The organism is Streptomyces sp. NPDC088254 (assembly GCF_044740925.1).
Classification (GTDB): domain Bacteria; phylum Actinomycetota; class Actinomycetes; order Streptomycetales; family Streptomycetaceae; genus Streptomyces.
Map to the genome: position 1 here is coordinate 296,719 of NZ_JBIURQ010000006.1, position 18,341 is coordinate 315,059.

Below are 18,341 nucleotides of genomic sequence, written 5' to 3' on the forward strand. Positions count from 1 at the left end.
GAGGACGAGGGCCGTTCAGGGCCGAAGCGGGGGGCTGGGGGCGGCAGCCCCCAGGACGGGAGGAAGGCCCCGCTCAGGACAGGAAGTCGTGTCCGATCCGCTCCGCGGTCCGCTCCAGGATCGGACCGGCCTCGGCGATGCAGCGGGCCACATCCGGCTCCACCTCGGTCAGCGCGTACACCCGCCGGATCCCCGCCCGCCCCAACGCCTCGGGCGGCAACGTCACCCGCCCGCACACCGCGACCACGTCCTTCCCCGCCGCCCGCGCCGCAGCCGCGACCCCCGCCGGCGCCTTCCCGTGCAGGGTCTGCTCGTCCAGCGACCCCTCCCCCGTGACGACCAGCTGCGCCCACTCCAGCGCCGGCGCGAAGCCCAGCACCTCCAGCATCACCTCGATCCCGGCCCGGAAGCGCGCACCGAGCAGCAGCGCCCCGTACCCGATCCCGCCCGCGGCCCCGGCGCCCGGCGCGACCGCGTACTGCGCGGCCTTCGGCCCGGCCGCCGCCTCCAGCACCTTCGCGTACCGCGCGAGCGCCGCGTCCAGCGCGGCCACATCGTCCGGGGAGGCGCCCTTCTGCGGCCCGTACACGGCCGGCGCGCCCTTCGGCCCGGTCAGCGGGTTGTCGACGTCGCTGGCGAGGATCAGCTCGACCGAGTCCAGCCGGGGGTCGAGGCCCGAGAGGTCGGCGCGCGCGATGTCCGCGAGGCCGCCGCCGCCCGGGGCGACCGGCTCGCCGTGCGCGTCGAGGAGACGCGCGCCGAGCGCGGACAGCATGCCCGCGCCGCCGTCCGTGGTGGCGCTGCCGCCGACCCCGAACACGATCGTCCGCACACCCGCGTCCAGCGCGGCGCGCAGCAGCTCCCCGGAGCCGTACGTGGAGGCGGTGAGCGGGGCGAACACACCGGCCGGGAGGCGCTGCAGTCCGCTCGCCTCGGCCATCTCCACCACCGCGGTCTCCCCGCGCACCGCGAAGGCGGCGGTGACCTCGTCGCCGAGCGGGCCGGCGACCCGTACCTCCCGGCGCTCGAACCCGGCCGCGACCGCCGCGGCGACGGTGCCGTCGCCGCCGTCGGCGACCGGCAGGGCCTCGACCTCGACGCCGGGCACGGCCCGGCGCAGCCCGGCCGTGACCCGCTCGGCGACCTGCACGGCCGTCAGCGAGCCCTTGAACTTGTCCGCGGCCACGAGCACCCGCCGGATGCCCTGCCGTGCAGCGTCCGCCACCTTCCCAACCCCTCGCTCCCCGGGCCCCGAACCCGTCGGGGCCAGTCACGCCGCAGCGACCCTATCCGCCCCGCGCCCCCGCCGTCATGCCTCGCCCGCCCCCTGGACCGGCGCCGTCCCACAAGCGCCGATGACGGCCCGCCGGACCGGAACACCGCGCGAACGGGTACACCACAACCATGACGACCCTCGTGGGCACCGAGACAGAGCTGGCCGGGCGTGTGCTCGGAGGCTGGCTGGGCCGGGTCGCGGGCAACATGCTCGGGAAACCGGTCGAACAGGGCGAGCTGTGGACGCGTGAGCGCATCGACCGCTACCTGCGCCGGGCCGACGCCCTCCCGCTCACCGACTACCTGCCCGAACCGGCCGCCGGGGACGACGGCCCGCCGCTGCGCCCCGAGTGGCGCGACTGCGTGCGCGGCCGGATCCACGGCAGCTGCCGCGACGACGACGTCGACTACGCCATCCTGGGTCTGCACCTGCTGGAGACCCACGGCTTCGGCTTCAGCACGGAGCAGGTCGGCGACCTGTGGCTGCTGCGGCTGCCGTACCGGCAGACGTTCACGGCGGAGCGGGCGGCCTACCGCAACCTCGCCAACGGGTTGAAGCCGCCGCTGACGGCGACGTACGACAACCCGTACCAGGAGTGGATCGGCGCGCTGATCCGCGCCGACGTGTTCGGCTGGACCCGCCCGGGCGATCCGCGCCGCGCCGCCGCGCTGGCCCGGCGGGACGCGGTGCTGTCCCACACCGGCAACGGGGTGTACGGCGCGATGTGGGCGGCGGCGCTGGTCTCCGCGGCGTTCACCGCGCCGACGGTGCGGCACGCGGTGGAGGAGGCGCTGGCCGTGATCCCGGCGAGCAGCCGCCTGTCCCGCGCGGTGCGCCGGGTCGCCTCCCTGCACGAGGCCGGGCTCGGCTGGGAGGACACGCTCACCACGATGGCCGAGGAGACGGCGGGCCTGGGCTGGATCCACACGGTGCCGAACGCGGCCGTCCTCACCGCCGGGCTGCTGTACGGCGACGGCGACTTCACCCGGACCATCGCGCTCACCGTGCGCGGCGGTCTGGACACCGACTCCAACGGGGCGACGGCCGGTTCCGTGGCCGGCGTCCTCACCGGGGCCGACGCCATCCCCGCCCAGTGGACGGACCCGCTGGAGGACACCGTGCGCAGCGCCGTGTTCGGCTTCGACGGAGTGCGGATCAGCGAGCTGGCGGAGCGCACGTTGCGGCTGGTCGGAGCGGACGGGTGACGGGGCGTGACGGGGTCCCGCGTCCCGCCGGCGCTGGCTACGCTGCCTCCATGACCGCTGCTGACTACGCCACGTACATCGCCTCCCTGCCCCGTGTCCTGGCCGGTGCGGCCGCCGTCTTCCGCGACGCGGAGGGACGGGTGCTGCTGGTCGAGCCGAACTACCGGGAGGGGTGGGCGCTGCCCGGCGGCACGATCGAGTCCGACGACGGCGAGACCCCGCGGCAGGGCGCGAACCGGGAGACGCTGGAGGAGATCGGCCTCGACCGTCCTCTCGGGCGGCTGCTCGCGGTGGACTGGGTGCGCGGCGAGCACCGGCCGCCGCTGGTGGCGTACGTGTACGACGGCGGGGTCCTCGAAGAGGAGGACCTCAAGGCGATCCGCCTCCAGGAGGAGGAGCTGCTGTCCTGGCGCATGGTCCCGCGCGAGGAGCTCCACGAGTACCTGCTCGGCGGCCTGGCCCTGCGCGTAGCGGCCGCCCTCGAAGCCCTGGACGCGGGCACGGGCACGGCGGAGCTGGAGAACGGCGTCCGCGTGGGCTGAGAGGCTGACAGGGCTGAGCCGACGGGGGCTGCGGGAGCCGCCGTCGGCTCAGCCCTGTCAGCCCTCGGTCTGCCGCGGCCGGTCGTCGATCTCGCGGAGCGCCTCGTCGCGGGCGGCCGCCCGCGCCTCCGTGCGGTGTCCGCGCTCGATGTAGTCGCGCACGACGAGTTCCACGGCGTCCTGCGGGTGCCGACCCCCGGGAGGACCATGGCCTCGACGACGAGTTCGGCGTCCAGAGAGACAGTCACCTTCGCCATGGCGGGAAGGTGACACCTGCCCGCCCCGGAAACCGTTCGCGGGTCGCCGACGCCTCGTCCTACTCTCGGTGACATGACCAAGCCGCTCGTCGCCGTGCTCAGTGGAGCGGGCATCTCCACGGATTCCGGGATCCCCGACTACCGCGGGCCGCAGGGGCTGTGGCGGAGGGATCCCGAGGCCGAGAAGCTCGTCACCTACGAGTACTACATGGGCGATCCGGAGATCCGGCGGCGGTCCTGGCAGATGCGGCGCAGGAACCGCACCCTGTCGGCCGAGCCGAACGCGGCGCACCGCGCGATCGTCGACCTGGAACGGTCCGGCGTACCCGTACGGGTCATCACCCAGAACGTCGACGGACTCCACCAGATGGCCGGCCTGCCCGCCCGCAAGGTCCTCGAACTGCATGGCTCCGCACGGAGTTTCGTGTGCACCGGGTGCCATGCCCGCGGCCCCATGGAAGAGGCCCTCGCCCGCCTCGACGCCGGCGAGGACGATCCGCCCTGCCGGGAATGCGGCGCCATCCTGAAGTCGGCCACCGTCATGTTCGGCCAGCGCCTCGACCCGGTCGTCCTCGGCGAGGCCCTTGCCATCGCCAAGGCCTGCCAGGTGTTCATCGCCGTGGGCACCAGCCTCCAGGTCCAGCCCGCCGCCGGCCTGGCAGGCGTCGCCGCCGATCACGGGGCCCGCCTCGTCATCGTCAACGCCGAGCCGACGCCGTACGACGAGCTCGCCGACGAGGTCGTACGGGAACCGATCGGGACGGCGTTGCCGCGGCTGCTGCGGGAGTTGGCCGCGGCGGAGCGCCGGCCTCGGTCAGAAGAGGACTGAGCCGCTTTCGAAGGACAGCAGGCGCCGCTTGCGGTCCAGGCCGCCGCCGTAGCCGGTGAGGCTGCCGTCGGCGCCGACGACGCGGTGGCACGGGACGATGATGCCGACCGGGTTCCTGCCGTTGGCGAGGCCCACCGCGCGGGAGGCCGTCGGCGCGCCGAGGGCGTGGGCGAGGTCGCCGTAGGTGCGGGTCTCGCCGTAGGGGATCTTCCGGAGTTCGGCCCAGACGCCGCGCTGGAACGGCGTGCCGTCCAGGCGCAGCGGCAGGGTGAACTCCTTCAACTCGCCCGCGAAGTAAGCCTGCAGTTGGTCTTCGGCCTCGGCGAAGAGGCGGTCGTCGCGGGCGCCGAAGGAGTCCTGCGCGGGCCGGTGGCGCTGTTCGGTCATGTAGAGGCCGCACAGGACGCCGTCGTCGGCGACGAGCGTGAGGGGGCCGTAGGGGCTGTCGATGACGGTGTGGTGCTTCATGGCGCGTCCGTTCGTCGGGCTGCGTCGGTCCGAACGTGCTCAGACCGGAAGGAAGTTGATCGGGTGGCTGTCCGTCGCCCACAGGTACTGGACCGCGTAGGCCCGCCAGGGCCGCCAGGCCGCCGCCCGCGCGGTGAGCGCCGCCGGGGTGGAGGGCAGACCCAACTCCCGCGCCGCGCGTCGCACTCCGAGGTCGGTGGGGAGGAACGCGTCGGGGTCGCCGAGGGCGCGCATGCCGATGACGTCCACGGTCCAGGGGCCGAAGCCGGGGAGGGCGAGGAGCCGGGCGCGGGCCTGAGCCCAGTCACTGTCGACACCCAAGTGCAGCGTGCCGTCAGCGAGTTGGCTGACGAGGTGGGTGAAGGTGGCCCGGCGGGTGCGGGGCATCGCCAGGGACTCGGGGTCGAGGGCGGCGAGCGCCTGAGGGGTGGGGAAGAGGTGGGTGAGTCCGCCCTCGGGGTCCTCGACCGGATCGCCGTGGGCGGTGACCAGGCGGGCCGCGTGGGTGCGGGCGGCGGCGGTGGACACTTGCTGGCCGAGCACCGCGCGTACGGCGAACTCGGCCTCGTCGACCGTGCGCGGGACGCGGCGGCCCGGGGCCTTGTCCACCAGCGGCGCGAGCAGCGGATCGGCGCGCAGTTGGCCGTCCACGGCGACGGGGTCGGCGTCCAGGTCGAGCAGGCGCCGGCAGCGGCTGATCGCGACGGTGAGGTCGCGCGGGTCGCTGAGGACGAGACGGCAGCCGATGTGGTCGGGGTGCGGGGTGAGCGCCACGATGCCGTGCCCGTGGGGCAGCCGGAGCGTGCGCCGGTACGCCCCCTCGCGCCACTCCTCGACGCCGGGCACGCCGGTCGCCGCGAGGTGGCCGAAGACGTTGTCCGGGTTGAACGGGGCGCGGAACGGAAGCCGCAGCTGCAGGGCGCCGGGGGTGGCCGGGCGCGTCCCGGTCCTCTCGGGCCGGCGGCGGGTGCGCAGTTCGCTCGGGGAGAGTGCGAAGACCTCGCGCACGGTGTCGTTGAAGGTGCGGACGGAGGCGAAGCCGGCGGCGAACGCGATGTCCACCATGGGCAGTTCGGTGGTCTCGATGAGGAGCCGTGCGGTCTGGGCGCGCTGGGCACGGGCCAACGCGAGCGGTCCGGCGCCGAGTTCGGCGAGGAGTTGGCGTTCGACCTGGCGGGCGCTGTAGCCGAGGCGGGCGGCGAGACCGGGCACTCCGTCGCGGTCGACGACGCCGTCGGCGATCAGGCGCATGGCGCGGGCGACGAGGTCGGCGCGCTGGTTCCACTCGGGGGAGCCCGGGCTGGTGTCGGGGCGGCAGCGCTTGCAGGCGCGGAACCCGGCCTGCTGGCAGGCGGCGGCGCTGGGATGGAAGGTCATGTTCTCCGGCTTGGGCGCCACCACGGGGCAGCTGGGCCGGCAGTAGACGCCGGTGGTCAGGACCGCTGTGAAGAACCAGCCGTCGAACCGCGCGTCCTTGGACCGCACGGCTCGCACACAGCGTTCCCGGTCGGTGTGCATCGCGTTGCGCATGCGTTCAGCATCGGCCACCGGGCTTGCGGGCGCTGGCGACAATCCGACATCGACCTCGCCCGGCCGGGACCGTCACCGATCGCCTCACCGTCGCGGACCTCAGGGCGGCGGGGGCGGAGCCGGTGGCGCGGACGGCGGGGAGGCGGGGGGCTTGCTCAGCGCGCCGGGTGCGTTCGGCGCGCCGGGCGCGTTCGGCGGGCCCGGTGCGTTCGGCGGGCCCGGTGCGTTCGGCGCGTTCGGCGCGTTCGGCGCGCTGGACGCCAGGAAGTCGACGACGCTCAGCGCGAAGAGCAGGGCGAGGGCGAGACCGATGACGACCCAGCCGGTCGGGTACGGCCACAGTACGTAGGCCAGCACGGCCGCGCCGGTGAGGATCCAGGTGATCCAGGTGCGGTAGCGGGCGACGAACGGGCCGACGGGGCCGGTGCGCATGCCCGCGTGTTCGGCCGTCGTACGGACGGCCCCGATGCCGGAGTGCCACAGCCCGCGCACCAGGCCGGCCCGGCGGCCGGGCCCGGTCAGCCAGGCGGCGAGGGCGACCACCACGCCGAGGGCGACCACCACGCGCACCCCGGTGCGCAGGAAACGGGTCAGAGTGTCGTAGACGCTTCCGGCGGCGGCCTGGGACACGTCGGCGGGAAGGGCGTCGAGGTAGACGACGCGGAAGACGGTCAGCGCGATGCCGAGCAGCAGGGTGGCGAAGGCGAAGCCCAGGGCGGCGGTGACCAGCGCGCGGCGGCGGCGCGTGGCGAGCAGGACGCCGGCGGCGACCAGCAGGACGGCGACGACAGGCAGCCACACGCCCGCCAGTTGCAGCAGCCGGAAGTAGGTCTTCGCCTTGCCGATCTCCTCGGACCTGAGGACGGTGAAGCTGGTGTGGACCTGGGGGATCTTCTCGGCGACCGTGAGGCCGTCGTCGACCAGGCGCTGCTTGACCTCCTCGACCACGGGGGCGAGGTCGATCGTCACGGTGTCGTTCTCCAGCTTGACGGCCCCGCCGCCGCTGCCGGTGAGGGCCTTGTCCAAGGCGGCGTGCACGCGGCGGTTGGCGTCGGTCCAGATCCGCTGGAAGGCGTCGGAGGCGACGACGGCCTGGGTCTTGTCCTGGACGAAGCTGCGGACCGCGTCCTCCAGGGAGTCGCCCAGTTTCCCCAGGGCCTTCTGCAGGAGCGGCCCCTGGTCCTTCGGGGCCACGTCCTGCAGCAGGGCGGGCAGGTCGAGGTGGCTCATGACGGCGTCGGTGACCCGGCCGGCGACGGCCTTCTGGATGTCCTCGTCGGCGGCGAGCGGCTGGACGGTCTGCACATAGCGGTCGGTGTCGCCGACGATGTCGGCGCTCCAGGCGGCGACCACGCCCAGCGGGGCCAGGAGGCAGCCGAGGACGATGAGGATCACCGCGAGGACGGACCGCGCCCGGTGCCGGGAGGGCCGGGGGGCGGCCCCCTCCGTCTCGCGGGCGCGGTGCCCGCTCTCCAGGGCCGCGATCCGGGCCCGCAGCTCCCGCAGCTCCTCCTGTGCGGCGTCCCCTCCGCCCGAGGGGACGCCGCCGGCGGGCACGTCCGGTGTGTCCGGCATGGCTGAGGCTCCCTCGTCCGTCGGATCGGTCCGCTGGAGATCCAGCACATCGCGGACGACCCCGACCGGCGACCGAGCCGCACCCGTACGGGTGAACGGCCCCGCCGTGCCTCAGTGAAGCGCCGGCCTCACATGTTGATCATGTGGCCGGCGAGCCCGTGCACCGCTTCCTTGACCGCCTCGCCGAGCGTCGGGTGGGCGTGGACGTTGCGGGCGACCTCGTGGACGGTGAGGTCCCACTGCTGGGCCAGGGTGAGCTCGGGGAGCAGCTCGGTGACGTCGGGGCCGATGAGGTGGCCGCCGAGGAGTTCGCCGTACCTGGCGTCGCTGATCAGTTTCACGAAGCCGGTGGTGTCGCCGAGGCCGTGGGACTTGCCGTTGGCGGTGAAGGGGAACTTCGCGACCTTCACGTCGTGGCCGAGTTCGCGGGCCTGCGCCTCGGTGTAGCCGAAGCTGGCGATCTGCGGCTGGCAGTAGGTGGCGCGCGGGATCATCGCGTAGTCGAGTTCCATGGTCTCCGCGCCGGCGAGGGTCTCGGCGGCGATGACGCCCATCGCCTCGGCGGTGTGCGCCAGCATCAGCTTGGCGGTGACGTCGCCGATGGCGTAGATGTGCGGGACGGAGGTGCGGCAGCGGCCGTCGACGTCGATCGCGCCGCGCTCGGTGACCGTCACGCCGGTGTTCTCCAGGCCGTACCCGGTGACGTTCGGGGCGAAGCCGATGGCCTGGAGGACCTTGTCGGCCTCCAGGACCTGCCGGCCGCCGTCCTTGCCGGTGACGGTGACGCGGACCTGCGGCCCGGACTCGTCGATGGACTCGACGCGGGTCGAGGTGAGGACGCCGATGCCCAATTTGCGGTACTGCTTGGCGAGTTCGGCGGAGACCTCGGCGTCCTCCAGCGGGGCGACCCGGTCCAGGAACTCGACGACGGTGACCTCGACGCCGTAGTTGTGCAGGACGTAGGCGAACTCGACGCCGATGGCGCCGGCGCCCGCGATGACGACCGACCGCGGGAGGTCCTCGGCGAGGATCTGCTCCTCGTACGTCACCACGCGGGCGCTGCGCTTGGTGCCGGGCAGGAGTTTGGGGGTGGCGCCGGTGGCGATGACGCAGTGTTCGAAGCCGAGGGTGCGGGTGGTGCCCTCGTAGTCGGTGACCTGGAGGGTGTGGGGGTCGAGGAAGACGCCGCGGCCGTCGAACTCGGTGATCTTGTTCTTCTTCATCAGGTAGTGGACGCCCTTGACCCGGCCGTCGGCGACCTTGCGGCTGCGGCGGAAGGCCTCCCCGTAGTCGAAGGAGACCTCACCCTCGACCTTGATGCCGAAGGTCTTCGCCTCACGCGTGAAGATGTGCGCGAGTTCGGCGTTGCGCAGCAGCGCCTTGGTGGGGATGCAGCCCACGTTCAGGCAGACGCCGCCCCAGTACTTCTCCTCGACGACGGCGACCCGTTTGCCCAGCTGGGCGGCCCGCACCGCCGCGACGTAGCCGCCGGGACCGGCGCCGAGGACCACGACGTCGAAGCGTTCGTCCAGCTCGACCATGGGAGCTTTCCCTTTCGTGAGGTGGGCACGGTCGGCGGGTGCCGGCCGTGCCCGTGACGTGGGGCCGGTGGGATGCTACTCGGTGGTCGCCGTGGGCCTGCGGGAGGTACGCGTCGCCTCGGTGGTGTGGTTCAGGGGGCGCAGCCGGTAGGTGTACGAGTAGTCGCGGTCGGCGAAGAGCTTGAACTCGTCGTGGGTGTGGGCGCCCCAGCTGTTGTCGCCGCCGACTCCCATCTGGCGGTGGTTCAGGCGCAGGACGACCTCCTTGCGCGGGGTGAGCTGGAAGTCGTGGCGGGCGCCCACCGAGAGGTCCTCGGGGGTGAAGTGGGAGGCGTTGACTTCGAGGAGCGGTTCGCCGGAGACGAGCAGGCCGGCGCCGTCGCGGTCGGTGAGGGCGATCCAGCGGACGTCGGTCTTGTTGCCGTTCTCCTGCGGGCGCAGGTAGGGGGTCCACTGTCCGGTGACGGTGCCCGAGTACAGGCCGACGTCGGTGGCGTCGTTGCGGTCCCAGTGGTTCTCCTCGGGGCCGCGGCCGTAGTAGTGGATCCGCTCCAGGCGGTCCGGGAGGAACAGCAGGGTGCCGACCTCGGGGATGTACGGCAGTGAGGCCGCCCCCGGGTGCAGGGTGTTGTCGACCTTGATCTCGCCGTTGCCGAACACGGTGTAGGTGGTGGTGTACGTCGATCGCGTCGTCGTCGGCAGGGTGCCGGCGACCTTGATCTCGACGGCCCGGTCGCGCAGCGCCCGCACGCTGACGCCGGTCACCTCGCGCCGCGCGCCGGCGTCGCGCCAGGTCTGGTTGCGGGTGTGCTGGCCGTTGCCCCGGTCGTTGTCGGTGGGTGCGCGCCAGAAGTTGGGGACCGGCCCGGAGGTGATGAGCTTCTCGCCGCCGGCCCGGTACCTCGTGATGACGCCGGCCTTCTTGTCGACGGTGACCGAGAAGTCCTCGCCGGTGACGGTGACCGACGTCTCGTCGTCCCGGAAGCGGAGCGCCGGGACGCTGTCCAGCGGCACGGGCGTGACGGCGGGGCTGCCGGCGTCGACGGCGAGCTGCTGCCGGGCCACCTCGAAGCCGGCCTTCGCCCACTTCGTGTCCTCCCGGGTCGTGAACGACAGGTTCAGGAAGTACTCGGCGCCCGGCGCGGGGTCGGCCGGCAGGGTGAAGGGCACGGTGACGTGCTTGCTCGACAGCGGCGGGACGTCCAGCTGGTCGCGGCTCAGCTTCCCGTGCTGGACCGCCTTGCCGTCGCAGACGAGTTCCCAACTCCCGTCGAACTCGCGGAGGTCGGTGAAGAGGTACTCGTTGGTGAGGGTGACCGGCGCTCCCTGGGCGAGCCGCCCGCCGGCCGCCGGCGCCACGCCGACGGCCTGGTAGATCCGCTTGACCTCGGCGGACTTGCCGGTGAGTCCGCGGTCGGCGGTGACGATGCCGTCGCCGCAGAAGGCCCCGTCGTTGGGGTTGTCGCCCCAGTCGCCGCCGTAGGCGTAGAACGTCTTGTCGCGGGACCGCTTCTCGGTGAGCCCGACGGTGGCGGCGTCGAACCAGAAGCGCACTCCGTCGTCGCCGGGGCCGCGGTTCTCGGAGGCCAGTTCGGCGGCGCCGAGCGGGCGGGCGTAGACGCGGGCCCGCCGGACGGTGCCGCTGAACTCGCGGGTGGGGTTGTCGACGTCGGTGGCCAGGGAGAGCGAGGCGGTGTTGTTGTCGGGCCTGCGGGTGGTGCTCCGGGTGGCCCGGGCCACGCCGTCGACGTGGAGGGTGACGGTGCCCGCGGTCGCGTCGAAGACGCCCGCGACGTGGTGTTCGCGGCCGGTCCAGTCGTCGGGGAGCGCCCAGCTCGCGGTGACCCACTGGCCGCCGCCGTGGATGAAGAACTCCAGGGTCCGGTTGGTCTGCTTCAGCGCGTACTGGGTGTCGCCCTTGGCGATGATCGGCTGGTGGTAGCCGGTCACGTGAGGGGTGATCCAGGCTTCCAGGGTGAGGGACCCGGTGAGGTCGAGGCCGGCGTCGCGGGCGAAGACGGTGCCGCCGGAAACGCCCTTGTCCCGGCTGAAGGAGCCGCTGGGCGCGATGACCTCGCCGCGCAGCGCGGCGGGGCCGGACTCGGTGAGCAGCTTGCGGTGCGGGGCGGGCCAGCTGAGGGCCTGGTCGACGAAGTCCCAGATCCAGCCGCCCTGGAGCACGGGGTAGCGGCGGACGAGGTCCCAGTACTTCTTGAAGTTGCCGCTGGAGTTACCCATGGCGTGGGAGTACTCGATCATGACGTAGGGCCGGGTGTCCGAGGTGTCCTTGGCCCGTGCCTCGACGCGGGAGGGACTGTCGTACATCTCGGAGCGGATGTCGCTGATCCCGGGGCGGTCGTCGCCCTCGTACTGGATGACGCGGGTGGTGTCGTAGGAGCTGATCCAGTCGTGCATGGCGTTGAAGGTGGTGCCGCCGCCCGCCTCGTTGCCGAGCGACCAGATGACGACCGAGGCGTGGTTCTTGTCGCGGTGGACCATGTTCTGGGCGCGGGCCACACAGGCGGCGGTCCACTCGGGGTGGTTGCCGGGGTACTCGCCGCGGATGCCGTGGGTCTCGAGGTTGGTCTCGTCCACGAGGTACAGGCCGTACTCGTCGGCGAGTTCGAGCCAGACGGGGTTGTTGGGGTAGTGCGAGGTGCGCACGGAGTTGATGTTCAGCCGCTTGATGATCTCGATGTCCTGGACCATGTCGGCGCGGGTGAGGGCCGAGCCGCGGACCGGGTGCATCTCGTGCCGGTTGGTGCCCCGGAGGGAGACGGGTCTGCCGTTGATGCGCATCAGCCCGTCCCGGAGCGCGAACTCCCGCAGGCCGACCCGGTGGGACAGGGTCTCGATCACCTGGCCCGCCGGGTCGCGCAGTTGGAGTACCGCGGTGTACAGCTCGGGGTGTTCGGCGGACCACAGGCGCGGCGCGGGCACGGCCTTCGCGGCCTGTACGGTGCTCTCCCCGCCGGCGCCGAGCGTGACGCTCTGCTGCAACGGCCGGGGCCACACCGGGTGTCCGCCCGCGTCGTACAGCTGGGTCTCCACCGAGTAGCGGCCGGCGCCCCGGCCTCCGTAGTCCCGCACGCTCGCGGTGACCGACAGTTCGGCGGCGCGGTAGTCGTCGCTGAGCGGGGTGTCCAGCCGGAAGTCCCGCAGGTGCACGGCGGGTGTGGAGTAGAGGTAGACCGAGCGGAAGATGCCACTCAGCCGGATCATGTCCTGGTCCTCCAGCCAGTCGCCGTCGGAGTAGCGGTAGACCTCGACCGCGATCTGGTTGGGCCCCGGCTTGAGGTGCTCGGTGACGTCGTACTCGGCGGGGTCGTAGGAGTCCTCGTGGTAGCCGACCAACTCCCCGTTGATCCAGACGTAGTGGGCGGACTTGACGCCTTCGAAGTGGAGGAAGGTGCGTCGTCCCGTCGTCCAGTCGCGGGGGACGTTGAACGTGCGGCGGTACTGGCCGACGGGGTTGTAGAGGGTGGGCGCGGCCGGCGGCTGCGCCTCCTCGCCCAGGCCGTTGGGGCCCCACCACGGATAGGTGATGTTGATGTAGATCGGGCGGTCGTAGCCGTGCAGTTGCCAGGCGGAGGGGACGGGGATGGAGTCCCAGTCCCGGTCGTCGAGGTCGGTGCGGAAGAAGTCGGCGTCCCGGTCGTCGGGGCTGTCGGAGTAGGCGAACCGCCACTTGCCGTCGAGGCTGATCCGGTGGGGGGAGTCGGTGCGGTCGGCGGCCAGCGCCTGGGGGACGGTGGCGTACGGCATGAGCGTGGTGTGCGGGGGCTCGGTGCCGAGGCGGAAGACGTCGATGTGCCCGTTCCACTCGGGGGTCGCGGCGGCGCCGGGGGCCGCTTCCGCGGCTGCGGCCGGGTGGCCGAGGCCCGGCCCGGACAGGGCGAACGCGCCGAGAACGGCGGCGGACCCTTCGAGAAGACGACGGCGGCTGACGACGGCCCGCTGGGGGCGGTTCTGCCGGTCCATGGACGACACGTGCGGCTGCGACATGACCATGACCTTCCACGGGACGAACCGTGCGGCTGCACGGGACGAGGGTGCGTCAGATCTTGTCCGTTAGTGTTGAAAAAACGAACAGGGCCACGCCGTGTTGGCTGATTATCAACTTAGTTCGGCGCAACATCTCTTGACACCCGCCACGGCGGGTCCGTCTTGCCCCTCCCGCCCCCGGTGCGCGCTTCCTCAGTACACGTCCCGCACGTACCGTTTGTCGGACGCGAGCCGCTTGACGTACGCCGCCGCCTCGTCCTCGCCCAGGCCGCCGTGCACCGCGGCGATGTCGTGCAGGGCACGGTCGACGTCCTTGGCCATGCGGGAGGCGTCGCCGCAGACGTAGAAGTGGGCGCCGTCCCGCAGCCAGGACCACAGCTGCGAGCCGTGCTCGCGCATCCGGTCCTGCACATAGACCTTGGCGCGCTGGTCACGGGAGAAGGCGGTGTCCAGACGGCTGAGGACGCCGTCGGCGCGCAGGGCGGTCAGCTCCTCCTCGTAGTAGAAGTCCGTCGCCCGGTGCTGCTCGCCGAAGAACAGCCAGTTGGGGGCGTGGTGGCCACGGGCTCGGCGCTCTTGCAGGAAGCCCACGAAGGGCGCGACACCGGTGCCGGGCCCCACCATCACCATGGGCGTGGCCGGGTCGGCGGGCGGACGGAAGGACGGGGTGCGCTGCACGTGCACCGGCACCTGCGCGCCGGGCTCGGCGTCGGCGAGGAACGGCGAGCAGACGCCCTGGCGGGGGCGGCCGGCCAGGTTCTCGTAGCGCACCACGGAGACCGTGAGGGAGACCAGGTGCGGGTCGGCCGCCGGGCTGGAGGAGATGGAGTACAGGCGCGGCTGGAGGCGTCCCAGCGTCTCCACCCACTCCTGCGGCCCGGCCCGGACGCCGAACTCCGCGGCCACGTCGACGGCCTGCCGACCCCAGGACCACTTCGCCAACTCCCCCTTGTTGTCCGGGCGCAGCAGCTTGCGCAGCTCGCGCGGGTCCCGGGTGCGCTCGGCGGTGAAGCGCAGCAGGGCGGGGGTGATGCGGGTGATGTCGAGATGGCGCAGCAGCGCTTCACCGAGGGGGACCTCGCCGGCCCCGCTCACCTCGACGGCGGCGTCGGCGTCCAGACCGGTCACGGCCAGCCACTCCGCCACCAGGTCCGGGGAGTTGAGGGGATGCACGCCGAGGGCGTCGCCCGCCTCGTAACCGAGCGGGGTGTCGTTGTCGCGGGTGTCGAAGGTGAAGCGGCGCACCTCCTTGCCGGAGCCCGGCAGGCTCAGCAGCCGGTTCCCTACGAGTCGGGCGGTGACGGGGGCAGGGCGCTTGGAGCGGGCCGGGGCGGCCGCGGCGGGCGGGGTCACGGTGGGGGCGGCCGCGGCGGCGGCACGGATGCCCGAGGGGTGGCGCGCAGGCTTCGGCGGGGCCGGCGAGGGCGCCGGTTCCGCGTTCTCCTTCAGCGCGGTGAGCACATGGTCGAGCCAGGCCTCCGCCTCGGTCTCGTAGTCGGGTTCGCAGTCGGTGCGGGGGGCCAGCCGGACGGCGCCCAGTTCGCCCAGCCGCTCGTCGAGGCGGCGGCCGTGCCCGCAGAAGTCGTCGTAGGAGGAGTCGCCGAAGGCGAGGACGGCGTAGCGCCGCCCCTCCAGGCGTCCCGCGTCGGGCGCGGCCAGGCCGTCCCAGAACCCGGCCCCGTTGTCGGGGGCGTCGCCGTCGCCGAACGTGCTGGTGATCAGCAGCAGGTCGGCGTCTCCGGGGAGCGCGGCGGGGTCGGCCTCGTCCATGGCGACGAGGGAGGCCGCGTGGCCGCCGTCGGTGAGCCTCCGGGCGGTGGCGGCGGCGAAGTCCTCGGCGTTGCCGGTCTGGGAGGCCCACAGGATCACGACGCTGCGGCCGGGAGCCGGCCGGGGCTCCGCGGTGCTGCGGGAGTACAGCCCGGCGAGGGTGCCGTTGACCCACAGGGCGTGTTCGGGGCTGAAGGGGGCGTCCGGGGGCAGGACGGGGACGCCGGGGGCGCCGGCCGGGATGCCGGCGAGGAAGCCCACGAGGTACTGCCGTTCGCGCGCTGTGAGGACCGGGGGCGGGCTCGGCTCCAGGCCGAAGACCGCGGCGGCCGAGGGCTGCACGGCGGCCGGGACGGCGAGCGCGCCGCCCGCGTCGGGCGGCTGGGGTCCCGCCGGCGTCTTTCCGTTCGCCGAGGGCCCCACGCCGCTGGATGCGAGCGCACCCCCCGGTGTCTGCACGCTCACCGGCGTCGACACCTTCGTCAGCGCCACCGCGCACACCTTCAGCTCGGGCTGGAAGGACAGCGGGTCGACGGCGTCGCTGGTCACGGCGTTGACGCTGAGGTACTCGCCGAACAGGTCGTTCCAGTGGAACGGCGCGAAGCAGGAGCCGGGCAGCACCCGGTCGGTGACCACGGCGGGCAGCACGGCGCGCCCACGCCGTGAGGCGACCTCGACGGAGTCGCCGTCGGCGACGCCGAGCCCGGCCGCGTCCTGCGGGTGCACCTCGACGAACGGGCCGGGGTCGAGCTTGTTGAGCTTGGCCACCTTGGCGGTCTTGGTCAGGGTGTGCCACTGGTGCTGGAGGCGGCCGGTGTTCAGCACGAACGGGTAGTCCTCGTCCGGCATCTCGGCCGGCGGGACGTGCGGACGGGCGTGGAAGACGGCACGGCCGCTCGGGGTGGCGAAGGTGAGGGAGCCGTCGGCGGCGACGTAGCGGATCGGGTTGCGGTCGGGGCCGTCGGGGTCGGCGGCGGGCCACTGCACCGGGGCGGCGCGCAGCCGGTCGTAGGAGACTCCGCGCAGGTCGTAACCGGTCTGCGGGTTGTGGAACCGCTTGATCTCCTCGAAGACCTCCTCCGCGCTGTCATGGCGGAAGCCGTCCTCGTACCCCATCGCCCGCGCGACGGCGGCGATGAGACGCCAGTCGGCGCGGGCCTCGCCGGGCGGATCGGCGGCGGGGCGGGCGAGGGTGAGGTTGCGCTCGCTGTTGATGAGGACGCCCTCGGTCTCGGTCCACAGCGTGCCCGGCAGGACCACGTCGGCGTAGGCGTTGGTCTCGGTGTCGGCGAAGACGTCCTGGGTGACGACGAGCTCGGCGGCCTCCAGGCCCTCGATGACCGTCTTGCGGTGGGCGACGGAGGCGACCGGGTTGGTGCAGATGATCCAGCAGGCCTTGATCTCGCCGTCGGCCATCTTGCGGAACATCTCCACCGTGCCCTTGCCGACGCCGTCGGCGCGGATCGTGCCCGGCGGCAGCCCCCACCGGTCCTCGACGAAGGCGCGGTCGGCGTCGACGAGCACGGACCGCTGGCCGGGCAGTCCGGGGCCCATGTAGCCCATCTCCCGCCCGCCCATCGCGTTCGGCTGGCCGGTGAGGGAGAAGGGGCCGCTGCCCGGGCGGCAGATCTTGCCGGTGGCGAGATGCAGGTTGACCAGGGCGTTGGTGTTCCAGGTGCCGTGGGTGGACTGGTTGAGGCCCATCGTCCAGCAGCTGGTCCACTCCCCCGCCTCGCCGATCAGCCGGGCCGCCTCGCGCAGGGCTTCCTCCGGGACACCGGTGACGCGGGCGACGGCGGCGGGCGGGTAGTCGGCGAGGAACTCCGGCATCGCCTCCCAGCCCTCGGTGTGGGCGGCGACGAACTCGGGGTCGGTGTGGCCGTTCTCGTGCAGCAGGTGCAGCAGGCCGTTGAGCAGGGCGAGGTCCGTACCCGGGTTGACCTGGAGGAACAGGTCCGCCTTCTCGGCGGTCGCGGTGCGGCGCGGGTCGACGACGATCAGCTTGGCGCCCGCCTTCACCCGGTCCATCAGCCGCAGGAAGAGGATCGGGTGGCAGTCGGCCATGTTGGAGCCGATGACGAGGAAGACGTCCGCCTTGTCCAGGTCCTCGTACGAGCCGGGCGGCCCGTCGGCGCCGAGCGAGAGCTTGTAGCCGGTGCCGGCGCTCGCCATGCACAGCCGGGAGTTCGACTCGATCTGGTTGCTGCCCAAATAGCCTTTGACCAGCTTGTTCGCCAGATACTGCGCTTCGAGGCTCATCTGCCCGGAGACGTAGAGGGCGACCGCGTCGGGACCGTGCTCGTCGACGATCGCGCGCAGCCGGCGGGCCGTCTCGGCGACGGCCGCGTCCACGGGCGCGGGCTCCGGTTCCTCCCCGCGGTCGGCTCGGACGAGGGCGGTGGTGAGCCGGCCCGGCGCGGCGAGCATGTCGGCGGTGGTCGCGCCCTTGGTGCAGAGCCGGCCGCGGTTGGCGGGGTGGTCCTTGTCGCCCGTCGCCTTGAGGACCGTGCGGCGTCCGTCCGGTCCGCGGCCGACGTCGAGGACCATGCCGCAGCCGACGCCGCAGTACGAGCAGACCGTGCGCACCTTCGTCGCGCTGTCGGTCCGCGGGTCCGACACGGCCACGGGCGCCCCCTTCTGTCTGACGGTCGGCCTGGTGAGAGCCTCTGCGAGCCTTCGGCGACCGTACGAACCGCGCATTACGCAGGTGTCTCCCGGACCGGCGACCAGGGGTTAAGCCCGACGCACAGCGGGGGGCGGGCGGGTGTGAGCAGGGAGCCGCCCCCCCCGGGGGGGGGAGGAGGCGGCACCGGCCTCGCTCAATCGAGACGCGCGGTGAACGCGGCGTACGCCCGCTCGTCGAAGAGGACGAACCTGGCTTCCTCGACCGCCGTGTCCGTGGCTCGCACCGTGTCCACGGCGATCCGCGCGGCGTCGTCCATCGGCCAGCCGTAGACGCCGGCGGAGACGGCGGGGAACGCGACCGTGCGGGCGCCGAGTTCGTCGGCGACCCGCAGCGACTCCCGGTAGCAGGAGGCCAGCAGCTCCGAGCGGTCCTCGGTGGGGCTGTACACCGGGCCGACGGTGTGGATCACCCAGCGTGCATCGAGCGCGCCCGCGGTGGTGGCGACCGCCTGGCCGGTGGGCAGGCCACGACCGTAGTGCGAGGCGCGGAGCTTGCGGCAGTCTTCGAGGATGGCGGGGCCGCCGCGCCGGTGGATGGCGCCGTCGACGCCCCCGCCGCCGAGCAGCGAGGAGTTGGCCGCGTTGACGACGGCGTCCACGGACTGCTGTGTGATGTCGCCCCGCACGAACGTGATGGTGGTCATGGCTCCCACTCTTC

General features: G+C 73.0%; 11 protein-coding genes and 1 pseudogene. 3 read left to right on the forward strand and 9 right to left on the reverse strand.

Going from position 1 to position 18,341, the window contains the following annotated elements; all coding sequences use genetic code 11:
- Positions 1-73 precede the first annotated feature (73 nt).
- Positions 74-1,192, reverse strand: coding sequence for a glycerate kinase (locus ACIOC0_RS19740; protein WP_402156583.1), 1,119 nt, complete (start codon positions 1,190-1,192; stop codon positions 74-76).
- Between the two features lie 212 nt (positions 1,193-1,404).
- On the opposite strand from ACIOC0_RS19740, the gene ACIOC0_RS19745 reads away from it, so the two are divergent.
- Both ACIOC0_RS19745 and ACIOC0_RS19750 read left to right on the forward strand, forming a co-directional pair.
- Positions 1,405-2,481, forward strand: a complete 1,077-nt coding sequence (locus ACIOC0_RS19745; protein WP_351092834.1) for an ADP-ribosylglycohydrolase family protein — start codon at positions 1,405-1,407, stop codon at positions 2,479-2,481.
- Positions 2,482-2,531: 50 nt separating this feature from the next.
- Complete coding sequence (locus ACIOC0_RS19750) at positions 2,532-3,023, forward strand: NUDIX domain-containing protein (RefSeq protein ID WP_402156351.1); 492 nt, start codon at positions 2,532-2,534, stop codon at positions 3,021-3,023.
- 57 nt (positions 3,024-3,080) lie between these two features.
- On the opposite strand, the pseudogene ACIOC0_RS19755 reads toward ACIOC0_RS19750, so the two are convergent.
- Positions 3,081-3,280: pseudogene (locus ACIOC0_RS19755) on the reverse strand (DUF2191 domain-containing protein).
- Positions 3,281-3,353: 73 nt separating this feature from the next.
- Here ACIOC0_RS19755 and ACIOC0_RS19760 point away from each other — a divergent pair.
- Entirely contained in the window at positions 3,354-4,109 is a 756-nt protein-coding gene (locus ACIOC0_RS19760; protein WP_402156352.1) for an SIR2 family NAD-dependent protein deacylase, read from the forward strand.
- Here ACIOC0_RS19760 and ACIOC0_RS19765 read toward each other — a convergent pair.
- The 7 genes from ACIOC0_RS19765 to ACIOC0_RS19795 form a co-directional block, all read right to left on the reverse strand.
- On the reverse strand, positions 4,095-4,577 hold the full coding sequence (locus tag ACIOC0_RS19765) for a methylated-DNA--[protein]-cysteine S-methyltransferase (RefSeq protein ID WP_402156354.1): 483 nt from the start codon (positions 4,575-4,577) through the stop codon (positions 4,095-4,097). The genes ACIOC0_RS19760 and ACIOC0_RS19765 overlap by 15 nt on opposite strands.
- Positions 4,578-4,616: 39 nt before the next feature.
- On the reverse strand, positions 4,617-6,107 hold the full coding sequence (locus ACIOC0_RS19770; RefSeq protein WP_402156356.1) for an AlkA N-terminal domain-containing protein: 1,491 nt from the start codon (positions 6,105-6,107) through the stop codon (positions 4,617-4,619).
- A gap of 99 nt (positions 6,108-6,206) precedes the next feature.
- Positions 6,207-7,682 carry a hypothetical protein gene (locus ACIOC0_RS19775; RefSeq protein ID WP_402156357.1) on the reverse strand — a complete coding sequence of 492 codons (1,476 nt, stop codon included), beginning with the start codon at positions 7,680-7,682 and terminating at the stop codon, positions 6,207-6,209.
- A 128-nt stretch (positions 7,683-7,810) separates the two neighbouring features.
- Positions 7,811-9,223: a dihydrolipoyl dehydrogenase gene (lpdA, locus tag ACIOC0_RS19780; RefSeq protein WP_402156358.1), complete on the reverse strand. Its 1,413-nt coding sequence runs from the start codon at positions 9,221-9,223 to the stop codon at positions 7,811-7,813.
- Positions 9,224-9,298: 75 nt separating this feature from the next.
- Entirely contained in the window at positions 9,299-13,228 is a 3,930-nt protein-coding gene (locus ACIOC0_RS19785) for a glycoside hydrolase family 2 TIM barrel-domain containing protein (protein WP_402156360.1), read from the reverse strand.
- Between the two features lie 192 nt (positions 13,229-13,420).
- A complete protein-coding gene (locus ACIOC0_RS19790; RefSeq protein WP_402156585.1) occupies positions 13,421-17,545 on the reverse strand; it encodes a molybdopterin-dependent oxidoreductase in 4,125 nt (1,374 codons plus the stop codon).
- A gap of 272 nt (positions 17,546-17,817) precedes the next feature.
- Positions 17,818-18,327, reverse strand: coding sequence for an O-acetyl-ADP-ribose deacetylase (locus ACIOC0_RS19795; protein ID WP_402156361.1), 510 nt, complete (start codon positions 18,325-18,327; stop codon positions 17,818-17,820).
- Between the last annotated feature and the right edge of the window lie 14 nt (positions 18,328-18,341).